Raw genomic sequence first — 20,870 nt, 5'->3', positions numbered from 1 at the left:
TTTTTGATTACTTACGATTTTCCAGCAAATTTTCTATGCGCTAATGTACCAAAAATCAAGGTGAAAATAATTGCGCCGATGGCTGGCATTCGTGAGTCGGATTGGAAAAAGAGGCTCACATAAATAGCAGCGAAGAATAATAAAGTGAGCGGGCTCGTTAATGAATAAGCGGGCATGGTAAAACCATTAGGTAGGTAGTCAGATGATGCGCGGAATTTTCGGTGTGCATACATCGTCATTGCGTAGACAATAATATACATGTTTGAAGAGACGGCGGTAATGAAGCTAAATGATGATGTGATTTGGGGAATGGCGTTGATGACTGGAGACAATAAAACTAAAGTGGCAGTCAGCAAAATTGCATTTGCAGGCACACCGTGTTTAGAAATTTTTTCAAATCTTGACATCACAGGAATATGCGATTCTTGTGCTAATTGATAGAAGTGTCGTCCCGCAGAATAGATAGCAGAATTTAAAGCAGAAGCAGCTGAGGTCAATACGACAAAGTTAATTACAGCGGCGGCGGCCTTGAAACCAGCCAATTGAAAGACCATAACAAAGGGACTTTGTTCAGGTGTTTTGGCAATAACATGCCAGTCAATAATGGACATAATAATTGTCATAGCACCAAGATAGAAGATTAAAATACGTAAAATAATTGTATTGATTGCACGCGGTAACACGCCGCGAGGGTTTTCTGTTTCTGCGGTTGTAATACCAACGAATTCCATTCCTTGAAAGGCAAAGAATACCATTGGGAAAGCAGCGAAAAACATAGCAGGGCCATTTGGAAATAATGAAAAATGATGCGTAATATTGCTAAATGATGCGACCGTATTACCACCCGACGCAGGGGCTTTAAATCCAGTAAAAATTAGGAAGAGACCAGTAACAATCATAGCGATAATAGCAATAATTTTAATCATGGCAAACCAATATTCGGTTTCTCCAAAAACTTTAACAGCAACCAAATTCACCAGTGTCAGAATAGCTAAAAAGAAAATTTGGATTAACCATGTTTGCCATGTCGGAAACCAGAATTTAACATAAGTTGAAACAGCTGTAAGCTCGGCCATGGCAACGAATGTCAGACCAATCCAATAAGACCAGCCCGCAAAGTAGCCAGCACCTGGACTGACGTATTTACTGATGAAGGCAACGAAAGTGTGTTGAGAAGGATCAGCATACAACATTTCGCCAATACCACGCATCATCAGAAAGAAAAATAGACCTAAAATAGCATAAACAATTAAAATTGAAGGTCCTGTCTTGGCGATTGAGTTACCTGCACCAAGAAATAAGCCAGTGCCAATTGTGCCACCTATGGCAATCATTTGCACGTGTTTCTTTTTTAATCCACGTTTTGTGCCGTCTGCGTTGATTGCTAAATCTGAATATTCAATCATAAAAAGCCCTCCGTTATAAAGCATATGATATCGTGTTGTTTAACAATATTAACATGACATAGTCTCTTGAAGTGTCTAAAGTTAACAATTTATTAATTTGTTTTTGTTTAATCTGCACAATCACAATAGCATCAAAGCCAATCTAATATCTAGCAGCACATCGGGCATTTCTAAATCGACCCCGAGTATATCACTAACACGTTTAAGTCGATAAGTTATTGTATTGCGGTGCACAAATAAGGTTTTGGCAACCGCAGTGACATTTTGGTGTAAAAAAATATATGTCTTCAAGGTATCAAGCAATTCAGAATTACTAAGAATAGGGCCTAGTGTTTGCTCGATAAATGTTTGCGATTCTTGCTCTGGGAGGAGATGTAACAATTCTTCGGCACTTTTTGGACGGAAGCGCATGATTGGCTGTTGTATAGAAGTTAATTTTAATGCATGATTGGCTTGACTGTATAACTCGGCTAAATTATGAATTGATTCAGATATTCTAGAAAAGCCTATTCGTAGCGGGTGATGCAAAGTTTGCTGCGCAGACAAAAAATGACGTAAAGCTGTCAAAAATTCTTGCGGTGCAATGGTTTCATGCATGAGTAAAACAAGTTGTTGACGATGTGAGAAAGTTAAAACGTGCCAATGAAATTCTTGTATAAACCAACGTGTTAATTGTTGACGAATATCGAGTTGATGAGATTCAATAATTTTTTCTTTTTCCGCAAAGTCGACAATTGCGACACGAAAATGCTGTTTACTATCGATTTTTGCTTCATACAAATAATTGTCAATGGCTTCAGTGTTAAGACCACCCTGCATCACATTTAAAAAGAACCCAGAACGATTACGAAATGCAGTTTCGTTTAATAAGTCTGTCCGTGAATTAGCTAAGCCAAGTGTGTTCATGACTTGTTGTCGTTTAAGAATTTGAAAGCTAGAAGGTTCATCCTCGTTCACTACAAAGGCAGCAAAAGCTTTATTTTCATTCAATGCTGAAAAAATGGGTAAGATATCAATCGCGTGGTGGTTAAAAGTGACACGTGTAGGTGTAGTTAAGTTAAGATAATCAATTTTAGAGTCATGGCGTAAAAAGTGTGTTAAAAATTCACGTTGCGCAACCCATTCACTGCTGGCGTACAGTGCGGTAAAGTGAGCATTAAGTAGGGCCAATGATGTATCTAAAATATGTGCACTTTGGTCTAGTAAATGTTGGTACGTAATGTTTTGTGCGTTTAGATCAGATAATTGTTGATTAATTGAGATAATTTGTTTGAGCTCGGTGTTTTGTGTTGCCAATATAACGGCGGTAAGACGTTTTACAGTAAGCGACAAAAAATCACTTGCAGGTGTCCACAATATTGGTATATTGAGTTCATCAGCTAACTTCAGAATATTGGGTGGTATCGTTGTCATATAACGGCCTTTTTTAATCGCAATACCACTCGCGTTATTTTTGGCCATACCAATTATGAGGTCTCGTAAAAGCGATGGTTGCTGTTGAAAATGGTAACCAGAAGTTACCAATAATTGACCGTCAAATAAGAAGTCCGTAATGTCTGGGGCATCAATCATGCCGACCTGAGAAACATCTCGTGTTAGTCCGTCAAAGCCAGCAACAACTCTGATATTGGCTAAGACCTTGTGATTGAGCATCTCATTTAATTTCATATTCTCACCTCACATTAGTTTTTTCTTATTCTACTCTTATTATCCAATGTGCACAAATTTAATCAGTTTATGCTGCACTTTGCATGACACTCTGCTTTTCATAAGCGAATAAATTGCGCTATAATGATTAAAAGGAGTGTGCCTTATGCGAACTGAAAAGAAGATTATAAGTAATGTATTAAAGGGTTCTTTGGGTAATCTCATTGAATGGTTTGATTGGTATGTTTATGCCTCATTTGCCGTTTATTTTGCACCATCGTTTTTCCCAGCACATGATAAAACGGCAGAGCTATTGAGCACGGCAGCAGTCTTTGCCATTGGTTTTTTGATGCGACCTTTAGGCAGTTTAATTCTAGGTAAATATGCTGATCAACATGGCCGTCGAGCGGCTTTAACCTTATCAGTTTTGATTATGGCTGCTGGGTCATTTGTGATTGCTATTACGCCTAGCTATGCCAGAATCGGTATTCTCGCACCAATTATTTTGGTGTTAGCGCGATTATTCCAAGGTTTATCCTTGGGTGGTGAGTATGGCACCTCAGCGACTTATTTGTCAGAAATGGCTAGCCCAGGACATCGCGGCTTTTATGCGTCGTTTCAATATGTCACTCTGATTAGTGGACAGTTAATTGCCTTAGGGGTTCAGATTGTGTTGCAAATGACCTTATCTGAAAGCACTTTGCTGCAGTGGGGCTGGCGTATACCTTTTGTAATTGGTGCGTTGGGTGCTATTATTGTGTTATTTCTTCGTCTTAGTATGGAAGAATCAGATCAATTTACCGCACAAGAAAACCATGATAAAGGGCAGTTGCGGGCATTGTTACGCTACCCTAAAGCTGTGCTGACAGTTGTTGGTCTAACATTGGGGGGAACCATTGCGTTTTATACGTATACAACTTATCTTCAAAAATTTATGATTAACACTGTGGGATTGCCTAAAAAAGAGGTCACTTGGATTAACTTTGCAGCATTATTTATCTTTATGATGATACAGCCTATTGCCGGAGCGTTATCAGATAAAATTGGTCGTAAACCTTTATTATTCTGGTTTGGTGGTCTCGGCACGCTCTTCACGATTCCTATTTTTACTGCATTATCACACACAAAAAATGGCTGGGTTGCTTTTGGCTTGATGTTAGCTGGGCTTGTGATTGTTAGTGGTTACACATCAATTAATGCTATTGTCAAAGCAGAGATGTTTCCAACAGAAATTAGGGCATTGGGTGTTGGCTTACCTTATGGATTAACAGTTGCCATATTTGGCGGAACTGTTGAATATCTTGCTTTATATTTAAAGAAAATTCAGCATGAATCTTTGTTTTTTGTTTACGTAACAGTGGTTATTGCGATTAGTTTAATTGTTTATTGGCGAATGTCTGACACAAAGCATACATCTACCTTAGATGCACGATAGATTGAAGGGGCACCAAGGCTAACGCAATCGATTGAAAATGTCATTGACACCAGAAGATATTTTTGATAAAATTAATAAGTATTTACAGCATGTCGTTAAAACGAAATAAAATGCGAGAAAGGAGGGTTATCACATGGCAAAGGTCATCGTACGTAAGAACGAATCTTTGGATGATGCATTGCGTCGCTTTAAGCGCGGTGTTTCAAAGGACGGTACTCTCCAAGAATACCGTAAGCGCGAATTCTATGTTAAGCCTTCAGTTGCTCGTAAATTGAAGTCTGAAGCAGCACAAAAGCGTAACAAGAAGAAGGGCCGTTAATTGGTTCTAAACGTCACTTAGGTGGCGTTTTTCTTTTGTATTCTATGTTAAAATAAAGGCATACAAACTAGAAAGAAGAAATATAATGAGCTTATTAGAAACACTAAACGCTGATATGAAGCAAGCAATGAAGAATAAGGACAAGGAGGCTTTATCTGTCATTCGAATGGTTAAATCAACGGTGATGAATGAGGAAATTAATTTAGGGCACACTTTGACAACGGATGAAGAATTAACTGTTTTGTCACGTGAGGTTAAGCAACGTCATGACTCCCTTTCTGAATTTGAAAAAGGTAATCGTGAAGATTTAGCGGCAGGTATTCGTAGCGAACTTGATGTATTATCTAAGTACTTGCCAAAGCAGCTATCTGATGATGAAGTGAAAGCCATTATTCAAGAAGCGATTACGCAGACAGGTGCTACAACACCCAAAGATATGGGAAAAGTTATGGGGATTGTTACACCCCAAGTTAAGGGGAAGGCAGATGGCAAGTTAGTTGCTAACTTGGTCAAAGCGGCATTGGCATAAGCGTTTATAAGTATGTAGGTAAAATCGGCTCAGCCGATTTTTTAGCATAATGTCAACAATACATGTTAAACTAAAGTATTAAAGAAAAACGCGTGAAGTTGCGCGTCAGAGGAAAAAATAATGACGAACCCAACAGTTGGCGAAATAATCAAAGCCCAAGTAACAGATGAAAATGACGCCTATTTTTTTGCCCAAGTAGACGGTTACACATACGAAGTGGATAAACTCGAACTAGAAAAGCCGCTAAAATTAGGTGGTTTTGTGACGGGTTTTGCTTACGAAAACGAAAATCATAAGTTGCAGATTACAAAAAAAATACCCACAGTGCAAAAAGACAGTTATGGCTGGGGCACAGTTGTCGCTACGCGCCATGACTTAGGTGTGTTTGTAGCTATCGGTTTACCTAATAAAGATTTGGTTGTTTCATTAGATGATTTACCAACGATAACCACATTGTGGCCACAAAAAGGTGACCGCCTGATGGTGGCAATGAAATCTGATAGTAAGGGACGTTTGTGGGGCGAGATTGCACAGCAATCGATTTTTGATGCCGTTTCACGACGCGCACCAGAAGAAATGAAATCTAAAAAGGTGAAAGCAACCGTTTATCGTAACAAAATTGCGGGAACACTCATTGTGACAGAAGAGTACTATCTTGGCTTCATTCATCCTTCGCAACGATACGATGAACCCCGCTTAGGTCAAGTTGTTGACGCGCGAGTAATTGGCGTTCGAGAAGATGGCAGCTTGAATCTATCTGTTAAGCCATTAGCGTATAAGACAATGGATGAAGATGCGCAATTCTTACTGCTACAGTTACAACGTCGTGCTGATCATTTTCTACCTTTTAATGATAAAAGTGCCCCTGAAGCGATTAAAAAGCAGTTTGGCTTTAGTAAAAGTCAATTTAAACGGGCACTGGGTCATTTATATAAAGCACGTTTAATTACGCAAGTGGATCAAGGTATTCAGTTAGTTGAAAGTGATGACACAACAAATTGAAGATGCAATTTCGGATTATATACACTACATTCGAATCGAACGTGGGCTATCCGAAAATACCATTACAAGTTATCGTCAGGATTTGAATCAATTCGGTATGTATTTATCTCAAGAGCATTTACTATTGGGAGAAGTTGATCATATCGTTGTTTTGTCGTGGTTAAATCGCTTACGAACAAACGGTAAATCCAACAGTTCAGTCATCCGAATGGTCACATCTTTACGTCGTTTTTTTGGCTATCTCACCCAGGAAAATATGATTACGCATAATCCAATGAGTCATGTAAAGCCGCCTAAGAAAGCCGCACATTTACCCGCAGTTTTAAGTTTTGAAGAAATTGATACACTTTTAGGCGTGCCAGTACCTAGTACACCTTTGGGGATGCGAAATCGGACCTTATTAGAGGTGATGTACGCTACAGGCTTGCGTGTGAGTGAGCTAGTTAATCTGAAAATGAGTGATTTACATATACAATTAGGCCTCATTCAGACGCTTGGTAAGGGCGATAAAGAGCGGATTATACCAATCGGTGAAGTGGCAGTTGATTGGTTAGAACGATACTTTGCTGGTGCTCGTTTAACGCTGTTAAAAGCACAAGAGTCACCTTACGTATTTGTTAATGATCGTGGTGGTCAGTTAACAAGGCAAGGTGTTTGGAAGATTATTAAAAAATTGGTACTGGAAGCTGGCATTACAAAAGATGTTTCACCGCATACATTGCGTCATTCTTTTGCAACGCATATTCTTGAAAATGGTGCTGATTTACGTATTGTGCAAGAGTTATTAGGCCATGCCGACATTTCGACAACTCAAATATATACTCACATTTCAAAAAAGCGATTAAGTGAAGTATACGATGAGTACCACCCACGCGCATAAACAGGGTCATCTAGTAGTGATACAGGAGAATATATGTTAACGCAGGCAAGAAATGACAATGAAAAAACAGTGATGGGTATTTTATCATTACTACCAGGTCTAAGAGAATTACAACATCTTAACGCTGAAATCGCTTGGTATAATGACCGTGATACAAGACGATTATATATTTGGCGTGGTGAAGAACAAGCGCAAGGCGTTTTGGGTGTAGAATTCTTAAAAAAAGACATTGTACTCATTCGTCATCTAGCATTGACACCGGAGGCACGTTCAGCGAGCCATTATTTTGCTATGCTCACTGAGTTTCAGAAACAAAATCCAGATGTTTTCTTAATGGGTACTTTGGATAATCAAAAGTTGATTAATAAATGGAGAAGAACATTGTGACTCAGCGTTTAACAATCAAATTAAGTGAATTTGAGGGGCCATTAGATCTGCTGCTACATCTTATTAAGAAAGCGGAATTAGATATTTTTGATCTGCCTATTGCTGTGATAACTGAACAATATTTATCATTCATTCAAAAACAACAGAGCATGCAATTAGATGTTGCTAGTGAGTATTTGGTCATGGCAGCAACGCTTGTTCAAATTAAATCATCTGATTTACTGCCAAATGACACAATTGAAGTTGACGATATTGAAATGGATTTTCTTGATCCTAAAGAGACACTAATGTTGCAATTGTTAACGTACAAGCAATTTCAAGTGGCAAGTGAATCCTTGCGAGAACGCGAAAATACCAACCAACAATCATTTTCGCGTTTACCAGCCTTGTCACCGGAATTCAATCAAATGGCAATAAAGCCGCTCGCACCAGGGCTTGAACTGATAGATTTACAAGTTGCTTTTGAACATCTTTTACGTAAAAAAAGGCAGCAACAACCAATTAGTAGACGTGTTGTCAGTGAAAAATTTACGTTAACGATGGCATTTGATTATATTGCCCAACAGCTACAAGGACAACCCAGAGGCGCAATTATAGCCTTTGATGACTTGTTTGAGAATATGGCTGATAAGGAAGCAATGGTTATGATTTTTTTGGCTTTACTTGAAATGGCTAAGGAAACTAAAATTTCGTTTCACCAAGCTGATGCATCAGCTGATATTTTTTTAGAAATTGAGACATTAAGTGATGATGAATAATTTAGCGCAAATAGAGGCCTTGTTATTTGTGGCTGGCGATGAAGGGATTACTAGTCAAGCGTTATGCCAAATAACACAATTTGATAAGCCGGCAGTGATTGCATTAATTGAACAATTAGCTAATAAATATGCTAATGACACGATGAGCGCTCTAGAAGTAAGAGAAACTGATGGCGCTTACCGATTGGTCACCAAGCCTAGCTTAGGGGGCATAGTTAAAAACTTTTTTGATGCACCTGACAATGCCACACTTTCCCAAGCACAACTTGAAACATTAGTTATCGTAGCTTATAAACAACCTGTGACACGTGTGGAAATTGACCAAATTCGTGGTGTACAGTCGGCGGGCACGCTTCAAAAATTGATGTTACGCCAGTTGCTTGTTGAAACTGGGCGAAAAGATGAACCGGGACGGCCAATTATGTATGGTACTTCAGCGATGTTTTTAGATTATTTTGGTCTCAAGTCGTTAACTGAGTTGCCACCGTTACCTGATTTTGAAACGTTAGATGTTGATGATGGTGGGACATTATTTGCAAACGTACTGGAATCAGAAAATTTAGAAATGAAAGAAGGGCAAAAAAATGTCTGAAGAAGAAATGCGTTTACAAAAAGTTGTTGCCCAAGCGGGGCTAGCTTCACGAAGAGGAGCTGAAACAATGATTACTGAGGGGCGTGTCAAAGTCAATGGTGAGACTGTCACAACACTTGGTGTCAAAGTTGGCATACATGACACTGTGGAAGTAGATGGTGCGCCGATTGAAGGACGTGAAAAGCTAGTTTATTACCTATTGAATAAACCCCGTGGTGTCGTTACCACAACTAGCGACGAGAAGGGTCGTAAGACAGTTCTGGACTTACTAGAAGATATTGATCAACGTGTTTACCCTGTTGGACGACTAGACTATGATACGACTGGCGCCTTGTTACTGACTAACGATGGCACTATTGCTAACCAATTAATGCATCCAAAGTCACGTGTCGACAAAATTTATCTTGCTAAGGTGTCTGGGATTGCGACTGTTGAAAAATTAGCGCCTTTGAAGCAAGGCGTTATCATCAAAGGCCGAAAAACAGCGCCAGCTCGTGTCACGATTGAACGTGTCGACAAAGATAAAAAAACTAGTATGGTACGTATTATTATTCATGAAGGACGTAATCATCAAGTCAAAGATATGCTGCAAAAAGTGGGCTTACCAGTGGATAAATTAACGCGTGAACAATATGCTTTCTTTGATTTAATTGGCTTACAGTCCGGTGAATATCGTAAATTAACTGGTGTTGAGGTTAAACGACTCAAAGCACAGGATTATAAAAATTATCGTAGAAAATAAATAGATTGCTTTTAATCAGTAATTTTGTTATGATATCAGTTGTAAAATTAAATATTACTTCAGGGTCGGGTGTAATTCCCAACCGGCGGTGAGACATGTTGAACATGGTAAGCCCGCGACCTGTGCAAACAGCTGATCTGGTCAAATTCCAGAGCCGACCGTAAAGTCGGGTATAAAGAAGTTAAAAAAGAAAGTTAAGACTGCCTTTTTGTGATACCCTGACAAATTGTGCAGTTTTTTTGAGGCAAAGAATATGTCTATTTCATTTACACGTACACAGCATCTGACCTTGATTGCTATTTTAAGCGCAATCTCATTTGGTCTAATGCTTTTTCCGCAGGTACCCTTGATTCCGGGAGCGGATTTCTTAAAGCTTGATTTTTCCATTGTGCCTGTCTTACTAGCTGGTTATTGGCTTAATGTCACGGCCGCTATGTGGGTTGTCATACTGCGAACAGTCTTAAAGCTCATTTTGGCAAATGAGGGAATTAATACCTATCTGGGGTTGCCTGTCAATTTAGTAGCAGTAATGGTATTTACCTTGTTAATGTTTTGGGTCATGCCAATGTTTGAAACGCGTCAATTCCCACGCCAATTATTAGCAATAATCATAGCAACAGTTGGGTTAACTGTTGCTGCTGTGTTGATGAATTGGTTCGTTGCTGTGCCACTTTATTCGCAGTTTGCACATTTTGACATTGCGCGAATTATTGGCCTGGGACGTTATTTTATAGCCATGGTGATACCATTCAATATTGCACAAGGCATTATTTGGGGGCTAACAAGTATTATTGTGCTTTCGGTTCTGAAACCGATGCAACGTAAAGTGATATCTTAATGAAACGTTATAAACAGAGACGACCTCAATGTGGTAAACTTTTAAGTGAACCTATTATAATGGAGGTCGTTTTATTATGAGCGATTTTGACCCAAATAACATGAGCCGTATGGCACGTTCAAAAAAACAAAAAGTTGAGCCTGAATTTGCGCGCCAATCAGATAGAAGCAGCCATAAGCATAAGGGCTTTAAAATATTTTTGATTGTTTTGGGATTTGCTATTTTATCAAGTGTGCCCATTTATGGTGCACTTGATCACCAGAAAACGCCACAGCAGATAGCGACAGCAACTAGTAAAAAGTCGACATCACAGTCTCAAAAAGCTTCATCTGAACAATCATCTGAGACATCAGCACAAAGTTCCTCAGAACAAGCAAGTTCATCGGAAACAGTGGCTAGTAGCACAGAAGCGCCAGCTGCGGCTTCAAGTGAAGTAGCTGCCAGCAGTGCACCGACGGCACCAAGTACGCCAACAACTAATTCAGCAGTGTTGGGCGCTAGCCAAACACTATATAATTTTGCCGTGACACATGGCATGACAACGGATCAAGTCATTGCGCTTAATCCTGGTTTGTCAGTGAATAATTATACACAATATGCTGGCAGAACACTAAATGTTAAATAACTAATTTTAGAGGTTGATATGAGTCACAATTTTCAGATTGCAATTGATGGGCCAGCGTCGGCTGGAAAATCAACAATTGCTAAAATATTAGCAACAAATTTAAAGTATGTTTATGTCGATACCGGAGCCATGTACCGCACCATGACTTTAGCCGCTAAACAGGCAGGTCTGGCTTATGAAGATGAACAAGGTGTTGTTGATTTACTTGCAAAAACAGTGATTCGTTTTGAGCCCGGAGTGCCAACGCAGCGTGTTTTTCTGAACGATAGTGAAGTGACAGAGGCGATTCGTTCGACTGAAGTCACTAATAATGTGTCGTTGATTGCTTCTTATAAAGCTGTCCGAGCAGACTTGGTTCGTCGCCAACGTGACATAGCCAATAGTCAAAATGTCATTATGGATGGACGTGATATTGGGACAACGGTGTTACCAAATGCTCAAGTTAAAATTTTCTTGGTAGCTAGTGTGTTAGAAAGAGCAGAGCGACGTTACAAAGAAAATAAAGCCAAGGGCATGACAGTTGATTTAGAAACACTAAAAAGTGATATTGAAACACGAGACTACAAAGACTCTCATCGAGCGATCAGTCCTTTGATACAGGCAAAAGACGCGATTTTGGTAGATACTACCGGACAAAGTATCCAAGCTGTAGTATCAGAGATTACAAAGATTATTGAAAAAAAACAGAAACCCTAAGTTACAGCGTGAAAACGCTGTTTTTTACTATACAAGTGGCAATTATTCTGGTAAACTATACCCATAGTGTAAATTGTAGGAGGACGTTAGACGTCATGAGTGAAACAAACAACGAGTTCTTAGCAGCTCTCGAAAGCGCAGCAGATCAAATTAAGGTGGGAGATGTTGTCACTGGTGAACTTTTAGCCATTGATAATGATAACCAAGCGGTTGTTGGTTTGTCTACCGGTGAAGAAGGAGTTGTGCCAGCACGTGAGTACTCAGACGATCGTAACATCAACCTGGCAGACGAATTGAAAATTGGAGACAGCATTGAAGCTGTTGTTATTTCTAATGTTACTAGCGACAAGGAAGGCGTAGCTTACTTGTTGTCAAAGAAGCGTTTAGATGCACGCAAAGCATGGGAAAACTTGGACTTTGCTGAAGGCGACACTGTCGATGCAAAGGTTGTTAATGCAGTTCGCGGTGGCTTGATTGTCATGGTTAACGGCGTACGCGGTTTCGTGCCAGCATCAATGGTTGCAGAACGCTTCGTTTCTGATTTGAACCAATTTAAGAACAAAGATATTAAAGCACAAGTTATTGAAATTGACGCTGCTAATGCACGTTTGATTTTGTCACGTAAGGCTGTTGCTGCGCAAGAACGTGCTGCTCAGTTGGCTGAAGTATTTAGTAAGTTGTCAGTTGGTGAAGTGGTTGAAGGAACTGTTGCTCGCTTGACAGACTTCGGTGCTTTCGTTGACTTGGGTGGTGTAGATGGTTTGGTTCACGTATCAGAAATCTCACATGATCGTGTCAAGAACCCAGCCGATGTTTTGACAAAGGGTGACAAGGTTAACGTCAAGATTTTGGCTTTGGACACTGAAAAGGGTCGTATTTCATTGTCAATCAAGGCAACACAGCGTGGACCTTGGGACGAAGCAGCTGATAAGATTGCTGCTGGATCAGTTCTTGAAGGTACAGTTAAGCGCGTGAAAGACTTTGGTGCCTTTGTTGAAATTTTGCCTGGTATCGAAGGACTTGTCCATGTATCACAAATTTCAAACAAGCGTATTGAAAACCCTTCAGAAGTTTTGAAGTCAGGTGACAAAGTACAAGTTAAGGTATTGGATATTAAGCCAGCCGAAGAACGTATTTCATTGTCAATGAAAGCTTTGGAAGAAAAGCCACAACGTGAAGACCGTCGTAACAATGATGGTTCAGCATCACGTGCGGATATCGCTGCATACAAGCAACAAGATGATTCAGCTGCAACATTGGGTGACATCTTCGGCGATAAGTTGTAAGATATGACTAGGTAAGAGAGCTGGTTCGCCAGTTCTTTTATTTTGAAAAAAGTTGAGTGGATAGTTTTTGGTAGTCCACGGTAAGAAAAAAGGAGGTGTCAGCATGGCAGCACCAGTAGTAGCTATTGTTGGTCGACCAAACGTCGGCAAGTCAACGATTTTTAATCGTATGGCCGGTGAACGTATTGCGATTGTTGAAGATAAACCTGGCGTAACGCGAGACCGCTTGTACGCGCCAGCAGAATGGTTGAACTATGAGTTCAGAATGATTGATACAGGTGGTATTGAGCTTGGAGATGAACCATTTCTAGCTGAGATTAGAGCACAAGTTGAATTAGCCATTGATGAGGCTGACGTCATTGTCATGGTAGCATCTGGTCGAGAAGGTGTAACCGCAGCTGACGAAGTTGTCGCAAAAATGTTATACAAGACAGATAAACCAGTGATTTTAGCTGTCAATAAAGTAGATAACCCTGAGATGCGTCAGGATATTTATGATTTTTATTCACTTGGTTTGGGTGATCTATTTCCTGTTTCTGGATCACATGGCCTGGGTCTAGGAGATTTACTTGATGCTGTTGTTAAGCATTTTCCTGATGAGGCAGCCGAACAAGAAGATGACGGAGCCATCCGTTTTAGTATTATTGGTCGCCCGAATGTCGGGAAATCATCTATTGTTAATGCGATGCTTGGTGAAGATCGTGTGATTGTTTCTGATATTGAAGGGACAACACGTGATGCCATTGATTCGCGCTTTGTGACGGCAGAAGGCGATGAGTTTATCATGGTTGACACTGCCGGTATGCGTAAACGTGGTAAAGTTTACGAGAATACAGAAAAGTATTCAGTCATGCGCGCGTTAAAAGCAATTGACAATAGTAATGTGATTTTAATGGTGCTAGATGCTGAAGCTGGCATCAGAGAACAAGACAAGCACGTGGCAGGTTTTGCTCATGATGCAGGTCGTGCGATGATTATTATTGTTAATAAGTGGGATGCGATTGAAAAAGACGGTCACACGATGAAAGAATTCGAAAATTTGATTCGTTCAGAGTTTAAGTTTTTGGACTATGCGCCAATTATGTTTGTCTCAGCAAAAACAGGTCAGCGCTTAGATCGTATTCCACAGTTGGTTAAAGATGTCGACGATAATCATCGTAAGCGTATCTCGTCGTCAACATTAAATGATGTGATTATGGATGCCATTGCTGTTAATCCAACACCTACAGACAATGGGCGCCGTTTACGAGTGTATTACGCGACGCAAGTTGCCATTCAGCCACCAACATTTGTTATATTTGTTAATGATGTTGAATTGATGCACTTCTCATACGAGCGCTTCTTAGAAAACAAAATTCGTGAAGCATTTGATTTTACTGGCACACCAATAAAGCTGATTGTACGTGCACGTAAGTAAGCAGCATTGTTGCAATTAAAAAACGTTGTGCCCATCATCTTTTCGAACCTATGTTTTTTATGTGACAAAAAGATTACGAAACGCTGAAAACCCGCGTAAACACTACACATTGGGCGTTTCTTATGTTATTCTAATTACATGAAATAATGTTTCGGCACATTTCAAAACACTTCAAAACCGTATAGCGGTTAATAAATACTCTTAGGAGAAACAACATGGCTAACAAGCAAGAATTAGTAGATTCAGTTGCAAAGGCAACAGGTTTGACAAAGAAAGATGCTACGGCATCAGTTGATGCAGTATTTGCATCAATCGAAGAAGCTTTGAAGAACGGCGAAAAAGTACAATTGATTGGTTTTGGTAACTTCGAAGTTCGTGATCGTGCTGCTCGTAAGGGTCGCAACCCACAAACTGGCGCAGAAATCGAAATTCCTGCATCAAAGGTACCAGCATTCAAGCCTGGTAAAGCTTTGAAGGAAGCTGTTAAGTAAACTATTCCACGTCTAGCGGTTTATAGATGTTCTTATTAGTAGACATTTTTATGTGTTTAACTAATAAGCATACTTGGAGTAAGCTCTTAATGGGTTTGCTCTTTTATTTTACATAGACTAGGCCTTGATTTTTTCACACGTTCAAGATTAATCATGTATTTAAAGGGAGATACACTATGATTGTATTACATGTTTTATTTGGTTTAATGATTTTAGTTGGTACAATTTTGACTGGCATTTCTTTCCAAGGGGACACACAGAAGTTAACAAAGTTACAAAAATTTTCTTTGATTTTTACCACTTCAGCGATTGGATTGACGGTTATTGCTGTCATTAGTATCTCAAGTTCAGTTTACCTCGGCATAGCGTTGTTTGTTATTTTGGCAGTTTATGAATATTTTTCATTTCTACGTCAAACAAACTAATTATTATAAAAAGCCTAATCAGATCTGATTAGGCTTTTTTGATGCGCTGAAATTATTCGACATTGCGATTTCAGAAAGAAAAGTCTAGAATTGTCTTAAGTTAAAAATTATTATTATAGGAGGACGACATAATGTCAGTTGTATCATTAAGCGACGGTTTTAAGATACCACGTATTGGTTTTGGTACCTATAAATTAAATGGTTTTTCAGGGGCACAGGCGATTAGCTCAGCTTTAACAGTGGGTTATCGGCTAATCGACACGGCCTATAATTATCAAAACGAAGGGACAGTTGGTCGTGGTATTAAGGCGTCAATGGTGCCTAGAAATGAACTATTTATTCAATCTAAGTTACCGGGTAAGTATTATGCAGATGAGCAGGCCACTATAGCATTGGTTCAAGAATCACTATATCGTACGGGGTTAGATTATTTTGATCTATATTTGTTGCATTGGCCAAATCCAATCGACGACCACTATTTAACGGCTTGGCAAACACTCATCCAGCTGCAAAAATTTGGGTTGGTAAAATCCATTGGTGTTAGTAATTTTTTGCCAGAACATATTGAACGCCTTCAGAGAGAGACTGGCGTTTTACCAGTAGTTAATCAAATTGAGCTGCATCCGTATTTCAATCAAAAAGAAATGATTCAGTACAATACAGAAAAAAATATTCTGACACAAGCTTGGAGTCCTTTGGGACGAGCAAGTCGACTTTTAAAGGATAATCTATTGTTAGAGCTTGCTGAAAAATATCATAAAAATGTTGGTCAAATTATTTTACGCTGGGAAACACAACAGGGTGTCATTCCGATTCCTAAAGCAGTCAGTTATACTCGACAAGTTGGCAATTTAAATGTATTTGACTTTGAGCTTGAATCGGCAGAAATGTTAGCAATTGATCGTCTTACTAAAAAAGATGGGCGTACGAACAACCAAGATCCTGCTGTTTACCAGGAATTTTAAGCATAACTTTTAGTTCTCTATCATTCATGAGATTTGTATAATGCCTTTCTGTAGCATTTCTCATCAACAATATGATATAATACAAATGTAACATCAAATAAATTTCAAGGAGAACATCAATATGTCAGTCGAAGAAAAGTTTGATAATGCTAAGGACAAGGTTGCTGGTAAGGCAAAAGAAGTAGAAGGCAAGGTTACCGGGGATAAGGCGCGTGAAGCCGAAGGTAAAGCGCAAGGATTTTTTGGCAAAGCCAAAGATAAGCTATCAGATGCTGCTGAAACAGTTAAAGATAAGGCAGAAGAGGCGGTTGATGCCGTTAAGGATAGCGTTGATAATTTAAAAAAGTAAGCAGTGACGTCAAGGCCATCTCTTAAGAGATGGCCTTTTTTAGTTGTTTAGACGCTTTATATGATAAAATTAAATGTTATTAAAAGTATGCGATGACTGAATGTCGAGAAATCAATCATAAAAAATGAGTCACCAAGCAAGGAGTATGTCATGGAAGTCAATTACGCCCAAGAAATGTTGGACGCCTTATCACAAGGACAAATGGATGCTGCGCAATCTGCGTTTGCCAAATCGTTGCGACAGGATAGTGATGAATTAATCTACAGTTTAGCTGAGGAACTGTATGCACTTGGCTTTTTAAACCAGTCGAGGCGAGCATATAAAAAATTATTGGCAAAATATCCCGATGAAGATGACATTCGTACGGCGCTAGCCGATATTGCTATTGAAGATGGTGAAGTGGATGAGGCACAGAATTATTTAGCGCAAATCAAACCAGACTCGCCAGCTTATTTGCAAGCCTTGCTTGTCAAGGCAGACATTTACCAAGCCGAAGGGCTGACAGAATCGGCTGAATATAGCTTATTGCAAGCAGAAGATTTGGCACCAGAAGAAATAATCATCCAATTTGCTTTGGCAGAATTTTATTATGCTAACCTTGCTTACCAAAAAGCCATCCCCAGATATCGTAAGCTACTACTCCAAGGCGAGAGAGAAATTAGCCGGGTAGATATTGTTGCACGTTTAGGCGTTGCCTATGCTGCTGTTGGTAATTACGATAATGCGATTGGTTACTTGGAACAGATTAAACCACAGCAAATGACTTTGGATACACAATTTCAACTTGCTGTGCTGTATCAAGAAACAAATCGGGAAGAAGAAGCGATTAAGTTATTTAATGCGATTTTGGATAGCGACCCTAAATATACGTCAATATATCCATTATTGGGCCAGAGTTATGAACGATTACAACAACCTGAGGAAGCTTTTCGCGTTTATCAAGCTGGCTTAATTCAAGATGAAACGAACACGAAACTTTACCATTTGGCTGGTCATGCAGCAGAAAAAAGTGGGGATGATACCGCAGCGGAGGCTTATTACCAAAAGGCATTGTCAATTGACGAGAGTGATACCACGGCGCTGTTTATGTTGGCTGACTTATACTTACAACATCATCAGTATGCGCAAGCGTTATCACTATTAGAAAAAGAGAATAAAGAAATAGAGGATGAGCGTTTCAATTGGTATTTGGCGCGTATCTATCAGGCTATTGGCGATGATGGCAAGGCAAAGCAATATTGGCAAGAAGCTACACCGTTATTTCAAGAAAATTCAGATTTCATGTTGGACTTAATTAATTGGTATCATGAGCAAGGACAACCTGAAGCTGAGATTGAAGCACTTCAGCGCTATCTATTCCTCGTACCTGATGATTTAGATATGCAAATGCGTTTAGAAGATTTGGCTTATTAATTAAGTAGATATCGCATGATATAAATGATTATTGTTTTGTATACAGTAATTTTTGGTATAATAAATTCAAGGACTTTAACATGAAAATCAGTACGTTGCCACAAGAATTTATGCAAGCACAACCCATTTTGGAACATATCGAATCAGCTGGATTTGAAGCTTACTTTGTGGGTGGCGCTGTGCGTGATATGTTATTAAATAAGCCAATTCATGATGTGGATATTGCTACTTCTGCTTTTCCCGAAGAAATAAAAGCCCTATTTACTAAAACAGTTGACACGGGTATTCAGCATGGCACGGTTATGATTTTGGATCATGGTGATGGCTACGAAATCACGACCTTTAGGACGGAGTCAACTTATACAGATTTTCGCCGACCAGACAAAGTTACTTTTGTACGTAGTTTAGCGGAAGACTTAAAAAGACGTGATTTTACAATCAATGCCATTGCAATGACTAAAGATGGTGACATCATCGATTTATTTGATGGGTTAACTGATATGGCACAAAAACGTATTCGAGCTGTTGGAGATGCTGAGGTGCGCTTTAACGAGGATGCCCTGCGAATTATGCGTGCGTTGCGATTCAGTGCACAACTTGGTTTTGATATTGCGCCACATACTAAGGCAGCCTTGAAGCAAATAGGCCCCAATCTTGAAAAGATTGCGGTTGAGCGTATTCGCGTCGAGTTTGAAAAATTGTTAATGGGGCAATATGCTTCAAATAGTTTGTCTGTCGCTATTGAAGCTGACTTAATCCGGTATTTACCCGGACACATTAAAAGAGAAGATTGGTTGACCATCACAGCTGATCTCAAGCGCAATCAGCCACAGGCAAGAACAGTCATCTGGCCTTACTTTTTATCACGGCTGTCGCTTCGACTAAATGAATTACAGTTATTTATGCGAAGTTGGAAGACTAGTCGGGAAGATATGCGTGCGGTATTAAGTATCGTCCCTATTGTTAAACATGTGCAAACTGTTAGTGTTTTTGAACTGTACGCAATTTATGATTATCAGGCATTATTGTTTGAAGTGTTAACCCTTGTTGGTACACCGTTGGCGACACAACAGCGTGTCAAACAAATATTTGATGCGCTACCTATAACACACAATCGCGATATGTGTATTAGTGGGGGCGACCTCCTGGCTAACAACATTGTTACTCCCGGACCACAAATGGGACGCATTTTGACACAATTAGAGCATGCCGTTATTCAGCGTATCATCAGTAATCGACCAGATAGTTTGTTAGAATATGCAAAGGAATTGGTAGATAATGAAAAAAATTAGAATGGTCTGGGCAGAAGATAGCACGCATGCAATCGGTAAAAACGGTCAACTCGCTTGGCATTTGCCTGATGATTTAAAGTTGTTTAAAGCAGAAACTATGAATACATTAATGGTGATGGGGCGAACGACTTGGGATACAATTGGTCGCCCATTACCAGGACGGACGAGTTTAGTTTTAACACATCAAAAAGATTTTAAAACACCGTATGATGATGTTATCATTGCGCACTCTGTTGATGAAGTCCTAGATTATATTGAAAAAGAAACTAGAGATATTTCCATTGCTGGTGGCGCTGCAATATATCATGAGTTCATGCCCTACGCAACTGATTTGATTGTGACGCGCATTGACGTGACAATTGCCGGTGATACTTTTGTTGATGCGATTGACTTATCGCAATTTAAGCTAGTCAGTGCAACAGCACATGACAAAGATGATAAACACGATTATAGTTTCGTTGTTGAACGCTATGAACGTCAGAACTGAGGAGCCTTATGTCTAATATTAGAATTGTAACGGATTCAGCCGTTGCTTTAACACCAGAAGAAATTCAAAAGTATGAAATTACTGTGGTACCATTGACAGTACAAATTGATGGCGTAGTCTATGAGGACGGTGTGACACTACAGCGTGAAGCTTTTTTGGAGCAAATGGCAGTTAGTCAAAATTTACCGCAGACATCGCAACCATCTATTGGTAAATTTCAAGCAGCATACGAAGATATTCGTACACATTATCCCGATGCAGAAATTTTAAGTATTCATTTATCTTCTGGTCTGTCAGGGACAGTTCATGCTGCTGAGCAAGCGGCTGCTTTAACTTCAGCTGAAATTACTACGTTTGATACGTTAAACGCGGATCGTTCTCAAGCCTTTCAAGTGCTTGTAGCAGCTAAAATGGCGCAATCGGGGGCAAAAATGTCTGATATTTTGACTGAACTAGAACAAGTCCGTCAAGAGTCACATACTTTCTTGAGTTTCACCTCGTTAGATAACATGGTCGCCGGTGGGCGCCTTAGCAAAGCATCTGGTATCATTGGTAATCTATTGAATATTAAAGTTGGTGCCGGTGTGGATACTACTGGTTCTGTAGAAGTCTTAGCCAAGGGCCGTGGTATGAAAGCCATTGCTAAGTTTAATGACGGCGTGATTGCTAAGATGCAGGACTACTCAGAAATGTTAGCTATTGGTGTGTCGCATGCGGGTGTACCGGAAGTCGCCGAAAAAATGGCGCAGCGTTTAAATGCTATCTGGCCAGAAATAAAAATTGAAGTGATGACGACTGGTCCAATTATCTCAACGCATACTGGTATCGGTGCTTTAGCGATATTATATCGTGCACGTTAAATAAAACCCAAAACGGTGAAAAATCGTTT

General features: G+C 39.6%; 24 protein-coding genes and 1 riboswitch. Of the genes, 22 read left to right on the top strand and 2 right to left on the bottom strand.

The features are described 5' to 3' along the window. Window positions 1–11: 11 nt before the first annotated feature. A complete protein-coding gene (locus tag FAZ25_RS08555) occupies window positions 12–1,406 on the bottom strand; it encodes an amino acid permease (protein WP_139987959.1) in 1,395 nt (464 codons plus the stop codon). 120 nt (window positions 1,407–1,526) lie between these two features. Then, the gene (locus FAZ25_RS08550; protein WP_004899907.1) at window positions 1,527–3,074 is read right to left on the bottom strand and encodes a PucR family transcriptional regulator ligand-binding domain-containing protein; all 1,548 of its coding nucleotides are present in this window, start codon (window positions 3,072–3,074) and stop codon (window positions 1,527–1,529) included. A 145-nt stretch (window positions 3,075–3,219) separates the two neighbouring features. On the opposite strand from FAZ25_RS08550, the gene FAZ25_RS08545 reads away from it, so the two are divergent. The 22 genes from FAZ25_RS08545 (at window position 3,220) to FAZ25_RS08440 (ending at window position 20,841) form a co-directional block, all read left to right on the top strand. Further along, on the top strand, window positions 3,220–4,488 hold the full coding sequence (locus FAZ25_RS08545) for an MFS transporter (RefSeq protein ID WP_192269480.1): 1,269 nt from the start codon (window positions 3,220–3,222) through the stop codon (window positions 4,486–4,488). Window positions 4,489–4,621: 133 nt separating this feature from the next. Next, window positions 4,622–4,807, top strand: a complete 186-nt coding sequence (gene rpsU, locus FAZ25_RS08540; protein ID WP_004899901.1) for a 30S ribosomal protein S21 — start codon at window positions 4,622–4,624, stop codon at window positions 4,805–4,807. 85 nt (window positions 4,808–4,892) lie between these two features. After that, window positions 4,893–5,336: a GatB/YqeY domain-containing protein gene (locus tag FAZ25_RS08535; protein ID WP_004899894.1), complete on the top strand. Its 444-nt coding sequence runs from the start codon at window positions 4,893–4,895 to the stop codon at window positions 5,334–5,336. 120 nt (window positions 5,337–5,456) lie between these two features. After that, window positions 5,457–6,338, top strand: coding sequence for a S1 RNA-binding domain-containing protein (locus FAZ25_RS08530; protein ID WP_004899892.1), 882 nt, complete (start codon window positions 5,457–5,459; stop codon window positions 6,336–6,338). Further along, complete coding sequence (gene xerD, locus FAZ25_RS08525; RefSeq protein ID WP_004899891.1) at window positions 6,322–7,218, top strand: site-specific tyrosine recombinase XerD; 897 nt, start codon at window positions 6,322–6,324, stop codon at window positions 7,216–7,218. The genes FAZ25_RS08530 and xerD overlap by 17 nt, the downstream gene beginning before the upstream one ends. 33 nt (window positions 7,219–7,251) lie before the next feature. Then, a complete protein-coding gene (locus FAZ25_RS08520) occupies window positions 7,252–7,605 on the top strand; it encodes a hypothetical protein (protein WP_004904068.1) in 354 nt (117 codons plus the stop codon). Continuing rightward, entirely contained in the window at window positions 7,587–8,363 is a 777-nt protein-coding gene (locus FAZ25_RS08515; protein ID WP_040190108.1) for a ScpA family protein, read from the top strand. Before FAZ25_RS08520 ends, FAZ25_RS08515 begins: the two co-directional genes overlap by 19 nt. Then, window positions 8,356–8,955 carry an SMC-Scp complex subunit ScpB gene (scpB, locus tag FAZ25_RS08510; RefSeq protein WP_040176882.1) on the top strand — a complete coding sequence of 200 codons (600 nt, stop codon included), beginning with the start codon at window positions 8,356–8,358 and terminating at the stop codon, window positions 8,953–8,955. The genes FAZ25_RS08515 and scpB overlap by 8 nt, the downstream gene beginning before the upstream one ends. Then, the gene (locus tag FAZ25_RS08505) at window positions 8,948–9,697 is read left to right on the top strand and encodes a pseudouridine synthase (protein WP_004899882.1); all 750 of its coding nucleotides are present in this window, start codon (window positions 8,948–8,950) and stop codon (window positions 9,695–9,697) included. Before scpB ends, FAZ25_RS08505 begins: the two co-directional genes overlap by 8 nt. Window positions 9,698–9,748: 51 nt before the next feature. Next, window positions 9,749–9,884, top strand: a riboswitch (FMN riboswitch). 66 nt (window positions 9,885–9,950) lie between these two features. Continuing rightward, entirely contained in the window at window positions 9,951–10,535 is a 585-nt protein-coding gene (locus FAZ25_RS08500; protein WP_004907199.1) for an ECF transporter S component, read from the top strand. A 76-nt stretch (window positions 10,536–10,611) separates the two neighbouring features. Further along, complete coding sequence (locus FAZ25_RS08495) at window positions 10,612–11,160, top strand: brain acid soluble 1 family protein (RefSeq protein ID WP_192269477.1); 549 nt, start codon at window positions 10,612–10,614, stop codon at window positions 11,158–11,160. An 18-nt stretch (window positions 11,161–11,178) separates the two neighbouring features. Beyond that, window positions 11,179–11,856, top strand: coding sequence for a (d)CMP kinase (cmk, locus tag FAZ25_RS08490; protein ID WP_004899873.1), 678 nt, complete (start codon window positions 11,179–11,181; stop codon window positions 11,854–11,856). Between the two features lie 95 nt (window positions 11,857–11,951). Then, the gene (rpsA, locus tag FAZ25_RS08485; protein ID WP_004899870.1) at window positions 11,952–13,142 is read left to right on the top strand and encodes a 30S ribosomal protein S1; all 1,191 of its coding nucleotides are present in this window, start codon (window positions 11,952–11,954) and stop codon (window positions 13,140–13,142) included. A gap of 103 nt (window positions 13,143–13,245) precedes the next feature. Then, window positions 13,246–14,559, top strand: a complete 1,314-nt coding sequence (der, locus tag FAZ25_RS08480; protein ID WP_004899868.1) for a ribosome biogenesis GTPase Der — start codon at window positions 13,246–13,248, stop codon at window positions 14,557–14,559. Between the two features lie 215 nt (window positions 14,560–14,774). Next, on the top strand, window positions 14,775–15,050 hold the full coding sequence (locus tag FAZ25_RS08475; RefSeq protein WP_004899865.1) for an HU family DNA-binding protein: 276 nt from the start codon (window positions 14,775–14,777) through the stop codon (window positions 15,048–15,050). 176 nt (window positions 15,051–15,226) lie between these two features. Further along, window positions 15,227–15,475, top strand: a complete 249-nt coding sequence (locus tag FAZ25_RS08470) for a hypothetical protein (RefSeq protein WP_004899862.1) — start codon at window positions 15,227–15,229, stop codon at window positions 15,473–15,475. Window positions 15,476–15,606: 131 nt separating this feature from the next. Continuing rightward, window positions 15,607–16,440, top strand: coding sequence for an aldo/keto reductase (locus FAZ25_RS08465; RefSeq protein WP_149334316.1), 834 nt, complete (start codon window positions 15,607–15,609; stop codon window positions 16,438–16,440). A 121-nt stretch (window positions 16,441–16,561) separates the two neighbouring features. Then, entirely contained in the window at window positions 16,562–16,789 is a 228-nt protein-coding gene (locus tag FAZ25_RS08460) for a CsbD family protein (protein ID WP_004899857.1), read from the top strand. A gap of 150 nt (window positions 16,790–16,939) precedes the next feature. Next, window positions 16,940–18,202, top strand: coding sequence for a tetratricopeptide repeat protein (locus FAZ25_RS08455; protein ID WP_192269475.1), 1,263 nt, complete (start codon window positions 16,940–16,942; stop codon window positions 18,200–18,202). 80 nt (window positions 18,203–18,282) lie between these two features. Beyond that, complete coding sequence (locus FAZ25_RS08450) at window positions 18,283–19,494, top strand: CCA tRNA nucleotidyltransferase (protein WP_004899852.1); 1,212 nt, start codon at window positions 18,283–18,285, stop codon at window positions 19,492–19,494. Further along, window positions 19,481–19,981, top strand: a complete 501-nt coding sequence (locus FAZ25_RS08445) for a dihydrofolate reductase (protein WP_192269473.1) — start codon at window positions 19,481–19,483, stop codon at window positions 19,979–19,981. Before FAZ25_RS08450 ends, FAZ25_RS08445 begins: the two co-directional genes overlap by 14 nt. A gap of 8 nt (window positions 19,982–19,989) precedes the next feature. Continuing rightward, window positions 19,990–20,841: a DegV family protein gene (locus tag FAZ25_RS08440; RefSeq protein ID WP_004899849.1), complete on the top strand. Its 852-nt coding sequence runs from the start codon at window positions 19,990–19,992 to the stop codon at window positions 20,839–20,841. Window positions 20,842–20,870: the final 29 nt, after the last annotated feature.

The sequence above is a fragment of the Leuconostoc sp. LN180020 genome (assembly GCF_014844115.1).
GTDB classification, from domain to species: Bacteria; Bacillota; Bacilli; order Lactobacillales; family Lactobacillaceae; genus Leuconostoc; species Leuconostoc citreum.
This window is presented reverse-complemented; position numbering and strand designations above follow the sequence as displayed.